This window comes from Pedobacter paludis, from assembly GCF_003173575.1.
GTDB classification, from domain to species: Bacteria; Bacteroidota; Bacteroidia; order Sphingobacteriales; family Sphingobacteriaceae; genus Pedobacter; species Pedobacter paludis.
Window position 1 is genome coordinate 38,797 of the sequence record NZ_QGNY01000007.1, and the last position, 12,157, is coordinate 50,953.

General features: G+C 39.4%; 9 protein-coding genes. 3 read left to right on the top strand and 6 right to left on the bottom strand.

Annotated elements, in window-relative coordinates:
• The first annotated feature begins 262 nt into the window (after positions 1–262).
• Positions 263–778, top strand: coding sequence for a sigma-70 family RNA polymerase sigma factor (locus tag DF947_RS17775; RefSeq protein ID WP_109931421.1), 516 nt, complete (start codon positions 263–265; stop codon positions 776–778).
• A gap of 176 nt (positions 779–954) precedes the next feature.
• On the opposite strand, the gene DF947_RS17780 is transcribed toward DF947_RS17775, so the two are convergent.
• The 3 genes from DF947_RS17780 to DF947_RS17790 form a co-directional block, all read right to left on the bottom strand.
• Positions 955–1,968 (bottom strand): hypothetical protein, encoded by a 1,014-nt coding sequence (locus DF947_RS17780; RefSeq protein WP_146202943.1) that lies wholly within the window; start codon positions 1,966–1,968, stop codon positions 955–957.
• Positions 1,969–2,263: 295 nt separating this feature from the next.
• Complete coding sequence (locus DF947_RS17785) at positions 2,264–2,662, bottom strand: hypothetical protein (RefSeq protein ID WP_146202944.1); 399 nt, start codon at positions 2,660–2,662, stop codon at positions 2,264–2,266.
• A gap of 95 nt (positions 2,663–2,757) precedes the next feature.
• Positions 2,758–3,075, bottom strand: a complete 318-nt coding sequence (locus DF947_RS17790; RefSeq protein ID WP_109931427.1) for a hypothetical protein — start codon at positions 3,073–3,075, stop codon at positions 2,758–2,760.
• Between the two features lie 1,182 nt (positions 3,076–4,257).
• Between DF947_RS17790 and DF947_RS17800 the strand changes: the two genes are divergently transcribed.
• Positions 4,258–5,334, top strand: coding sequence for an aminotransferase class V-fold PLP-dependent enzyme (locus tag DF947_RS17800; RefSeq protein WP_109931431.1), 1,077 nt, complete (start codon positions 4,258–4,260; stop codon positions 5,332–5,334).
• 188 nt (positions 5,335–5,522) lie between these two features.
• On the opposite strand, the gene DF947_RS17805 is transcribed toward DF947_RS17800, so the two are convergent.
• The 3 genes from DF947_RS17805 to DF947_RS17815 all read right to left on the bottom strand — a co-directional run bounded on the left by DF947_RS17805 (position 5,523) and on the right by DF947_RS17815 (position 9,995).
• Positions 5,523–5,837 carry a hypothetical protein gene (locus DF947_RS17805; protein ID WP_109931433.1) on the bottom strand — a complete coding sequence of 105 codons (315 nt, stop codon included), beginning with the start codon at positions 5,835–5,837 and terminating at the stop codon, positions 5,523–5,525.
• Positions 5,838–6,036: 199 nt separating this feature from the next.
• Positions 6,037–6,621, bottom strand: coding sequence for a hypothetical protein (locus DF947_RS17810; RefSeq protein WP_109931435.1), 585 nt, complete (start codon positions 6,619–6,621; stop codon positions 6,037–6,039).
• A gap of 26 nt (positions 6,622–6,647) precedes the next feature.
• Entirely contained in the window at positions 6,648–9,995 is a 3,348-nt protein-coding gene (locus DF947_RS17815; RefSeq protein ID WP_109931437.1) for a TonB-dependent receptor, read from the bottom strand.
• A gap of 709 nt (positions 9,996–10,704) precedes the next feature.
• Here DF947_RS17815 and lpdA point away from each other — a divergent pair.
• Positions 10,705–12,093: a dihydrolipoyl dehydrogenase gene (gene lpdA, locus DF947_RS17820; protein ID WP_109931439.1), complete on the top strand. Its 1,389-nt coding sequence runs from the start codon at positions 10,705–10,707 to the stop codon at positions 12,091–12,093.
• Positions 12,094–12,157 lie beyond the last annotated feature (64 nt).

A 12,157-nucleotide genomic window follows, 5' to 3' on the forward strand; every position in this document is an offset into this window, starting at 1 on the left:
AATATCACCTACTTCAATTGATAATAGGTTTTCCAAACTAAGTTCGTTACTGATCACCATTTACTAATAACAAACGTTAAAGTGCTCAGTTTACTGAATTAATACGCAGTTTCAAAACTATATGGAATATCAAAAATGTAAATTAAAACAGCCTTCAATGCCTTTAATCTATGTTTTTGAGTTTATATCGTTTATGTTACAATGTGGCCACTATTACTGGTAAAATAGTTGCAGTGATCAAAACGAACCCTATATCAAACCTATGAACAACAAACAGTTTGCCCAAGTTGTCGAACCATACAATACTTCATTGTTCAGCTTCGCAATGAAGTTTACCAAAGATGAAGATGATGCAAATGATCTTATTCAGGACACAATGGTAAAAGCATATCGTTTTTTTGAGCGGTTTGAAGAAGGATCAAACCTAAAAGGCTGGCTTTTCACAATCATGCGCAACACATACATAAACGACTACCGCCGTTTATCTAGAAGCAATACGCTTGTAACAAAGACAGACGAAATATCCTCGTCCAATTTAGCTTATAGCGCAACACACAATCAGGGTGAAGCAACCTTTGTAATGGGCGATATCAATGGAGCCTTGGCCAAACTTCCTATTGGTCTCTCAAAGCCTTTTATAAGATACGTAGAAGGCTACAAGTATCACGAAATCGCAGTTGAACTTAATATACCCTTGGGCACTGTTAAAACCAGAATCCATGAAGCTCGCAAATTGCTTTCTAAACAATTGCAAATGTATAAACAAAGAATTAGTTAATTAATAAAAGGCTTAAGCTGGCTGTTCACCAGGTCAATCAGTTTAATTATATCAAAAGGATGGAATGAAAGGTTCTATTACCCTTTTTAGGATGTGACTGGTAATTGGATCCAAAAAACTAATCTTAAATTAAATTCGTTCAAGAAAAATGTCTTCTATTCTAACCCTAATCAGAATTACTTTGGTTTCTTAGACAGATAAATGTCATAACCCATGCCTTTTGTTGGAGTTATTACAAGTTCATTTTCATCGTAATTATAAGTAACAACCATATTCACTCTAACACCTTCATTTTGTCCCCATCCTTCCATTTTGTCGTTCTTAATATTATAAACAAATCTTGGAGCTTTCTCCCATGTTGCTTTGGTACTGTTTAAGACAAACGTAGTTCCAATTTTTGTAAATGTAAAGAGTGTGTTATCTTGTTGATAGGCATACCACTTACCGATGAATTTGCTGGATGTTCCCTTCTTAGCAATTGCTGTGGGTTTTGCGCCAACTTTTGGCGCAATTGTGCTAGCCTTACTAGATTCTACCATATCTGTTCTTTTAGGAATAGTAAAATTGGCCATTTGCTTTTTAATAGCTTCAAAACCTCCTCTTTTATATATAGTTGAATAATCTTCGAAGCTAATAAGTTTAGGATAATCTGCAGTTGTTGATTTTCTCAACACTTTATATTCATTTCCATCCCAACCCCAAATGTCGGAATTCATTCCTCCGAATCTCAATTGTGGGTAACCATTCGATGGCGTTGTAAACTCGGGTAGAAATGCATTGTAGTCTAAGTCCACATTCATTATGTAGCCATCGGCTTTTGGCAGAAACATCGTTAGGTGACTGTGAGCTCTCCCTTTACCATTAATATCTGAGTAACTCAAAAAGACTTCTTCCTTACCATCACCGTTTATATCTAATAAGTAAATCTCTACTGGAATTCTATCGTTAGGATGGGCATCTTCCGTTGTAAAACCATCACCATCTGCTTTCGGAATCAGGCTTAACTTACTAAATATGTAATTTTTATCTTGAATTGATAAATTACTTCGAACATTTTTAAATAACTGTGCCGCACCTAAACTGAGTCCAATTTTATCGATATTGGGTTTATTTTCTTTATTTGTCGTAATTGATTTTGATGCGCTGCTGCTTGCCTTATTATAATAAATCTTATTGCCCCTAAATTCCATTTTAGGGGGATTTGTCAGATCTTGCTGATTGCGCAGATTGCTGATCACCTTAAATTGGCCCCTTTGATTCGCTTGGCAAATTTAATCCTAATTTATTACACGCCTTATATATCGAAAAAGCCCACAAATGCACCGAGCCTTTCTCTGCCGCATCCATGTCGTCTGTGCGTTGTCTAAGCCACCATAAATATTCAATTTCTATTAATTCCTTTCGCCATAATCAACTGCACTGCTATATTTCCAATGTCAAGCTTTATTTAGAAAAAATGCTATTTATATAAATGCACATATTAGGCTATCCTACTTCCCAGCTCAATCCCCGATCGCCCAATTCAATCTCCGGTATATCTTTCCTTTCTGGTGCTTGGAATTCAACTTCCACACCATCCCTTAAATGCCAGCAGTTGCTGATCTGGCAGGCAAAATAGCGCCGGTCTTCCTTCCGCATGCCCTCATACACATAAGAAATACCAATGGCTACAAGCAAGGCCCGGTCTCCGCCCTGCTCGGTATGGATTGTAAGTTTCGCACCCGGGAATTGGACAAGGTTAAACGATACCTTCAGATCATTTACATCCAAAATCTCATAACTGCCCCCATTCAGATCATAGTTAAACACCATAACCTTTAGGGCAAAACCATCAGATCGGGGAACAGGCCTTGCAAAATGGTTAAGGTTTATTTTTGGGATCAAGAGTTCGATTAGGCCATCAGCCTGTAGGGTAACTAGAGGCTTTTGGAGCAGGAGCTGATCGAGGCGGGAATCTGTATTGAACTCAAATCCCGCTATTAATTTAGGTCAGCGTTAATGAGTTTTTTATTGCCAAGATGCACTGGAGGTATGCCTTTAAACAGCCCGGCAATTCTTTTGGTCAGTCGGCTGGTGAGATCGCCATAGCCGTAATTCTTTACCATGGGCGCAAAGGCTTTACGAATATAGGCGGCGTTACGGCTGACCTCTCCAAAGTCGTTAGCGCTTTTTTTGCTGTTTTCGGAAAGCTGGTAGGTGTTTGGTTTACGCCTTACAACATCCTTTTTTGCCCTTCGATAAAAAATTAGATCCCCCACCTGCCCGGAAAATCGCACAATCCCATTTAATGTAGCCATAATTGTTTATATTTGGTTTAACTAAGGGATTGATCAATCCAATATAGCAATTTTCTACAGTTTTCCGCTTACAACTCCGTATTAAATCCGACTCATATCCGTATGCAGTCCGTATTCCGGCTATGCTTGCGTGCATCATGCCCCCACCCTGCTTCGAGGATGCGTCGTGAACACCTCAGTAAGGAACAAGGAATAGAAATGGGCTTATTATGCTGGCAATAGCCTGGGGTTGTGCCCTAGGGCTAGGTTGAGGCATATAATTGGAGAAGTTTTCCCGAGTATGAGGCGAAGTTGATATGGTGCTTTCACAACCACAACAGGAACGATATAGAAAGGGCGCCCAAACGCCTTTATTTATTGAGCAATGAAAAGAAAAAGAAACACCCCGCCCTGCGGGCACCCCTCTAAAAGAGGGGAATGTTAAGCGCTATAGGTTTACTGCAAATACCATATTTCGTCTTCGGGAAGGAAGGCACCTATTGGCTGATGGTGATGAATTCCTCTATTTGTGAGCTTGGAATAGGTTTATGAAAATGAAGTAGAAATTAAAAAAAACTCCCCCCCCATCCATGAGGGAAATAGCGACTGCCATAAAAATTAAGGTGGCTTCATGTAAATAAAATTACGCCATCGGTTTTATTAATCATCTCCAAAAATACTTCGCAAACAAAAAGCCCAAACGCTTCAATGCAGCGGGAGTGTAGCGCCTGCAGAGCGCAAAATCACATATTCCCGCTTCTTCCCCACCGTGCTACTGCTCATAGGTAAATGTTTTGAACATAAAAAAATAAAGGTATAACGCACCCACCGATGACGTAAAACTATACTGTAAAACTGGGATGTGGTTTGGGATGAATCTTCCATTAAAGGAAACTTGGTCAAAGATACTTAAATTTAGCATTTTAAACATACCAAAATTAAATAAACTACAAATGCGTTTATTGCCTATCCTCAAATCTTGTGCGTTTGGAACTACGGATGATTTGGGACTTTTAAAAAAAGCTGGTAAGAATAATTTTATAAAAGCGTAAAGAAAAATACTTAACCAACCACATTTAGTCTATTATTAGTCAGGATTTTCTGGGCGTTAGTTGAATTGAAAATGGCCATACTTTAATGGCCTAATTGATACAGATCTCTAAATAATAGCATCACCCTGAATACTTTCTTTTACATTTGTATATGAAAATTTCTCTTCAATTTCCTGTTCTCGAAAAATGCACCTATTTAAATACGGCAAACTCTGGATTATTATCAACAACAATAGCCGCCTGGAGGCGTAAGCACGATGTCGAATTTATGGATCTTGGCAGCGAGTTTCGCTTAAACCCAGGCCTTTTCTTTCAAACTGTTCGTGAAAATCTGGCTTCCTTGTTTAACGCAAAACCAGCAAACACCTATTTGGTGCCAAATTTCTCTTTTGGGTTCAACACCTTTTTGGATGGTTTAGACAGCAGCCACAAATTCTTGTTGCTCTCTGGTGATTATCCTTCTGTAAATTATCCGGTGCAAAGCAGAGGATTCGAATGTGATTTTGTAGAATTAGGCTCAAAACTGGAGGAAAGAATTTTGGATAAAATCAGCACCTCAAAACCCACTGCCTTTGCCTTCAGTTTGGTACAGTATGTCAGTGGAATTAAATTGTCAGATCAGTTTTTAAAAACCCTGAAAACAGCATTTCCCGATATCTTGTTAATGGTAGATGGAACGCAGTTTTGCGGTACCGCACCTTTTAATTTTGAAGACTCGGCAATCGATGTGTTAATTTCCAGCGGTTATAAATGGATGCTTGGAGGTTATGGTAATGGCTTTGTGTTCATAAAAGATGCAGCAAAAGGCCACCTCTACAACAAGCGTAAAACAAACAGCTTACCAACAGAGCCCTTTTTGCAGGGTAAAGATCATCTGTTAATGGCTTTCGAACCTGGCCACTTAGACACCACAAGTTTTGGCACCCTTAACCAGTCGATCAATCACTTGAAAACATTGGGGCTGGATTACATCGAATACGCAACCCAAACCTTAACGCAAAAAGCCAAGGCAGCATTTGCAGAGCGGGGATTGTTAAGCGAAGCTGTACTCGAAAGAGCGGAACATTCCACCATCTTGAGTTTAAGTTTAAGCCCTCAAATGGTGCAGAAAGTCCAGCAGGCCAACATCATCTGTTCGGCAAGGGGTGCCGGAACCCGTTTCTCTTTTCATTATTACAATACAGAAAACGAACTGAATAAATTATTGGAGGTTTTAGACGGCAAATAAAATTGGAACCAAATGATTCGGTTCTATAGATTTAGATCAGGGTACAAATTTATTTTTGCCTTGATCTAAGTTAAATCAACCCTACAAATTCCACCTCACATCATCCATTTTACATCATCCATTTTACATCATCCCTTTTACATCCTCCATTTTACATCATCCCTTTCACATCATCCCTTTCACATCCTCTACTCGTTTCCTTTAAAAACATTAACAACATTGGTTTTCCACGGTATGTAGCCCAAATCGCCACAAACTGTGGCAACCTGCTCCTCTACCGATTTCGGAACATCGTTCACCACCCGCCACCTGATCTTGTACTTCGGATTATAGCTAATGTAAACCACCAAATCATCATCACGCTTGCCCACGGAGGCTAAAAACTTTAAGGATTCTTCTTGAAGGGCCGTCGCAGCTTTCTTTAATCGTTCGTTCATAATTTTTCCTAAAGAAAATTCTGGGCGGAAATCTGTTTCCAATATGGCTAAAACTGTAACTGTCATAAAATAAAATACGCGCTTTCGTCTTGATAAAAGGGGAAGCAATATGCCTGCTTCTGAAAGACAAATTTATACTAATTATTTTAGCAAACAAATTCCCCGTATAATTTTTGAGTAAAATCCATCAAATAAACGGGAAAATCTTGGCATAAAAAAAGCCCCCGATAATTTCGGGGGCTCAATTTTATAAGATTAAAAGCGACTAAAGTGCGGCTCTTAATCCGAATTCAGAAAGTGCAAACGTGTATTCTGCAAGCGTTACATTCGCCGCATCCTGAGCAACGATAATAATGCTGGTTCCTCTCGATTGAGATACAACACCGTTACTTGCAGTAAATAAACCTTTACCAATCTGGCTTAAGTTAAAAGTGTAGGTAAGTCCCCATACCGGGTTAGAAGCATTTCCGTAGGCACCCATGGCAGTTACGACCGGAGCACCTGCTACCGGAGTTGCTGTTGCAGCCAATGATACATTAGTAGCCGTGAAAAGTGCCGTTCTAACAGAACTGGTAACGGTTGTCGCACCCGCAGTATTGCTTAAATAATAAACAGTCAATTTAGGGATAACTTTTGATGGGAAAAGTTTTTCACCAACAATATAGTTAAGCGTTACAACACTGGTACCTACTGTACCAGTTGCCGATATTGCATTGCCTTTCGCCAGTTCAATCGTTGTAGCGCCTGTGCCGGCAACTTCTACTTCAGCATTAGGGTCTTTCTTGCAAGCACTCATTGATACAATGATGATACTAGCGATAACCGTAATTTTTGATATAATATTTTTCATTTTTTTCAATTTATATGGATAAACGACTAGTTGAAATTGTAACGAACGCCAAACTGCATATAGTAAGTCGAAGAAATGGTTTGAGAAGTACCAAAAGTTTCTCTAACAATATCTCCTTGAGCATTCGCCAGTCTAAAGGTTGGTTTGGTGAACGAGTTGATCGATGAAACGTTTTGAGGAACCAAAATCGCTGCATTGTTCACAAAGTTTACATTACCCCACTTGCGGTTTAACAAGTTGCCTACGTTAAAGATATCAACCGTAAACTGGAAAGAGTTTTTGGTTTTACCATAGTTTCTGAAAACTTCTTGGGTCAATCTTAAATCGAACTGGTTTCTCCAAGGTGAAGTAGCCGCATTACGCTCAGCATACTGTCCTTTGTGCTCGCTTAAATATTTATCGTTATTGATGTAATTCATAAAGATATCGCTTTGCTCTTGAGCGCTATAAGCTCTTTGATAACCTGTAGTTCCAGATGGAATGTTTACAAAGGTAATTTCCGATGCATCGCGTGGAATATAAATTAAATCGTTGGTTTGTCCGTCACGGTTAAAGTCTGCACTGTAACTGTAAGAGAATCTACCTTGTTGAGAACCTGAATAGAATAGCGAGAATGAAGTCGCTAAGTTTTTAAGGTATTCTTTTCGGTAAGAAATGTTTGCAACAACACGGTCAGGGTTTAAGTTGCTCGAATAACTTAATGTCGGGTTGTTTGCGTTGGTCGAAGTGAATGGAATAGACCATAAGTTCAACAATTGGTCACCACTTCCATCACCGTAGTTACGTTGGTCAGAACGGGTATAAGCAATCATCGCAGAAAGTCCGTTAGAGAAATTCTTGGTCAGTTGCGCAGTAGCTTGCCAGTTGTAACCGCCTTTAGCATTGCTCATCTCGACTACGTTAAGGGCAGATGTTCCGGTAGCACTTGGTAAACCTGCACTCGTAATGTTAACAACCTGTCTCGATGTTACCGAACTTCCATAAAATGGTCTGTTATCTGGGTAACCTGCAATATTTAAAGTTGTTGGGTTTTGTAAGTTAACGTTTTTGGCTACGGCTACATATAAATCTTTACCGTAAATACCTTCTAAAGTTCCAATAATACCGCCTGGTAATTTAACATCAACAGCGAAACTCGATTTCCACGTTTGTGGGAATTTTAAGTCTGGAGCCAAAGCACTGATGGTTCCAGGGATACTGGTTCCGGCTGCTGGTGCTGCCGTAGTTAAGTTTGGAGCAATGCTTGGGTTAAATAATGGCGTTGAAGCACCTGAGTAAACCTGAGTGTACTGCAATAAACCAGCATCACCCGATTGAGCAACGATCCATACAAATGGTACACGTCCTGTAAAAATACCGGTACCGCCACGTACTTGTAACGAACGGTCGCCCATTACATCCCAGTTAAATCCGAAACGTGGTGAGTAGGTAATTTTGTTGGCTGGTAAAACACCGGTATCGATTTTTCTGCCATCAGCAAAAGTCTGAGCCGCAACCAATGGATGGGTTCTGATTTCCGATACATCTGGATAAGTAGCTTGTTCAACACGTAAACCGGCAGTTAATTTTAAACGGTCAGAAACGGTAAACTCATCTTGTAAATAAGCGGAGTACTGAGCAAATTTAAAGCTTGGATAAGCTTGAGAACCATCAGCAGTTAATGGATAAGTTACCGAATACTGCAATGGTCTGGCATTGTTATAAAAATCAGCATAAGAAGCAAAAGTATAGAAACCTGTACCAAAACGTTGGAAACCGTTTTTAGTCGTGCTATATTCTGCCTGTACACCTAAAGTAATGTTGTGTTTACCCAAAGCCAAACTTAAATCATCACTGTAAGTATAACCTTTAACATCTCTTAAGTTACCATAAGTAAACGGCTCGTAACCAAATGTAGTAAGAACACTACCGGCTGATGTACCCGTTTGGGTATTGTTTAAGATATCCACTAAAGGAAACGGTGAACTGTCAGAAGTTCTAGGGTCGTTTTGGTGCGAATAAGTTGCACGCAATACGTTGGTAATTTTACTTCCAAAGTTCGAGTTTAACTCAGCAACTGCAGAATATAAATTTGCCGCTTGATAATAATTCGAGTTTGAGAAATTCAGACCAGCGTTAGTAGCTGTTCCCGATCTACTGTTACCGTAACCAAGGTTACCTGTAACGCCAGAACCAGTAACAGAGGTAGAAGCCGAACTAGGGCTGGTACTTTCTACTTGGTTGTAACGCACACTGAAACGGTGGCTTTTGGTAATGTTCCAGTCTAAACGGGCAAAGAATTTTTCGTTATCACTAATGTTGGAATAACCTTGGTAAACACCAGGATCATAACCATATTTAGAGATTAAATAACTTTTTAGTGCATCTAAATCCGATGCAGTTGCTGGCGCCACAGTAGTTAAGCTACCATAAGGCTGTCCAGGTGTAGCCGCAATTCTATTATTTCCTGGCTCAATAGTATGTTTCTTTTCGTAATTGGCAAAGAAGAACAATCTATCTTTGATAATTGGTCCACCTAAGCTAAAACCATAGTTTTTCTCATCTAATTTCTGAATCGAAGTTTCTGGAATTCTATAAGTCTCACCAATTCTTCTTCCTTGCTGATCATCTCCACGCATGGTGTAGAAAGCATTTCCTTGGAATTTGTTTGTTCCAGAACGGGTAACCGCACTAACAGAACCACCAGTAAAACCCGATTGGCGAACGTCGTATGGCGTTACGTTAATCGAAATTTGCTCCAACGCATCAATAGAAATTGGAGAACCATTCGCTGGAATGTTCTGTCCAATACCAAACTGATTGTTAAAGTTGGCACCATCTACAGTAAAGTTGTTCGAACGGTAGTTACCACCACCAATCGAAGTACCGTTTGCCTGTGGAGTTAAACGCGTTAAGTCGTTAACACTACGGGTAATAGAAGGCAAATTCTGAATCTCAGCTCTTGTAATAACAGTGTTCGCACCTGTTTTATTAGAGTTCATAATTGCACTGGCTCTTTGTCCAACAACTTTTACCTCAGATAAAGTAGCGCTATTATCAACTAAAACTAAGTTTAAAGAATATGGCTCACCTAATTTTAAATAAACTTCAGTTAATTTTTCAGGTCTGTAACCTACAAAACTCACTTCAATGGTGTAAGGACCGCCAACACGCATACCACCAATGGTAAAGCGTCCGTCATTGTTTGTCGATACGGTGTAAACGGTACCCGTTGGAGTGTGCGTAGCTTTTACACTTGCACCAGGTAAGGTGCCTTTGGCATCCTTAATAGTACCAGTCATTGACGATGTAGTTACCTGTGCATTTGCACTTAAGGTAATCCCTACAAAAGCCACAATAACAAGCAATAATCTTAAAAGTAAAGATTTCTTCATACTTTGTTTTTTAAATGTTTTTTTGTTGTTAAATTAAATCGGGGGTGATTTTATGCCGCAAATGTAATTAATAATATTTAACAGATTTTAACATTCAATGTTAAATTATCGTTAACTCCCGCAAAACTTTTCAACAATTAACATGGTTTTCAAGCCTTATAACTTTCAGTTTATCAATACTTTGCCTTGACAACTAAATTATTACTAAGAAATACCCCAAAAAGCTATAATAAATGCAGTAAAAATTACTCAAAAATAGAATTTTACTAAAAACACATTCCAACATTTAATTTTTTCGCAATCAAATGCGCAAAAATCAGTCGGCAACAAATCTTTGGTCTGATTTAATGGGAGAATTGAAAAAATTCAATTCCTTAAAACGAAATTTCGTAAAGTTTAACGGCAACAAGGTTTTATTTCTGCGAATCAATCAACTGCATCCTTAAAAAAGTCAGCCAATAATTTCATCCTGCCTATAATATATGAATGCTTTGTAAATTTATAACGCCTAAACGTTCAATCGAACAATTAGACTGCACCGTTTAACATTTTTTTTTTAGTTTTGGGGATTAATAAGAAACGGAAGTTTTTTAAAACGTAATGCTGATATACTTTATAAAAGCGAGGGAAATCTGTTCCAAGAGCCTTCTCCTACCCCGGAGATTACAATGAATGCAAAACAATTAAAAGAAATCTCTTTAATATAGATATGAACTACGACGTTATTGTTTTAGGCAGCGGCCCAGGTGGCTACGTAGCTGCAATCAGAGCTTCTCAATTGGGACTAAAAGTTGCAATTGTAGAGCGTGAATCATTAGGTGGTATTTGTTTAAACTGGGGCTGTATCCCTACAAAAGCGCTTTTAAAAAGTGCTCAGGTTTTCGAATATATTAATCATGCGGCCGATTATGGAATTACCACAGCAGGTGCAACTGCAGATTTTGCGGCAGTGGTAAAACGCAGCCGCGGTGTTGCGGATGGCATGAGCAAGGGCGTTCAGTTTTTAATGAAGAAAAACAAAATTGACGTGATTATGGGAACGGGTAAAGTTAAGCCCGGAAACAAATTAGAGGTAAAAGGTGCAGATGGTTCTCAACAGGAATTATCAGCCAAAAATATAATTATTGCAACGGGTGCCCGTTCAAGAGAATTGCCAAACCTGAAACAGGACGGTAAAAAAATTATAGGTTACCGCCAGGCCATGGTGCTTCCAGAATTACCAAAAACTATGGTAGTTGTAGGTTCAGGTGCTATAGGCGTTGAGTTTGCTTATTTCTACGCAACAATGGGAACGAAAGTTACAATTGTAGAGTTTATGGATAATGTGGTTCCGGTAGAAGATGAAGATGTGTCTAAACAATTGTTGCGCAGCCTTAAAAAGGTTGGCATCGATGTAATGACTTCTGCTTCTGTTGAATCCGTTGATACAAGTGGTGCAGGCTGCAAGGTTTCGGTAAAAACCGCCTCAGGTATGCAAACCATCGAAGCAGACATCGTACTTTCTGCAGCGGGTATTGTAGCAAACATCGAAAACATCGGCTTGGAAGAAACAGGCATCAAAACCGAAAAAGGCAAAATCGTTACCGATGAGTTCTACAACACTTCCGTAAAAGGATATTATGCAATTGGCGATGTGGTAGGCGGACAAGCCTTAGCACACGTGGCTTCTGCCGAAGGGATTATCTGTGTAGAGAAAATCGCTGGTCAGCATGCCGAGCCATTAGATTACAACAACATCCCTGGATGTACCTATTGCACACCGGAAATTGCTTCTGTAGGTTACACAGAAAAGGCAGCGAAAGCAGCGGGTTACGAACTGAAAATCGGTAAATTCCCATTCTCGGCCTCAGGTAAAGCAAGTGCAGCCGGTGCTAAAGATGGTTTTGTAAAATTAATCTTTGATGCCAAATACGGAGAATTATTAGGTGCGCACATGATTGGCACCAACGTAACCGAAATGATTGCCGAAATTGTAGTGGCCCGCAAATTGGAAACAACAGGTCATGAAATGATTAAATCCGTACACCCACACCCCACCATGAGTGAAGCCATTATGGAAGCCGCCGCTGATGCTTACGGAGAAGTGATCCACTTATAAAATATGTACAATGGTTGATGGGATATGGAAATCAACCGGACTGAAAACCTGTTAATTAATTTTG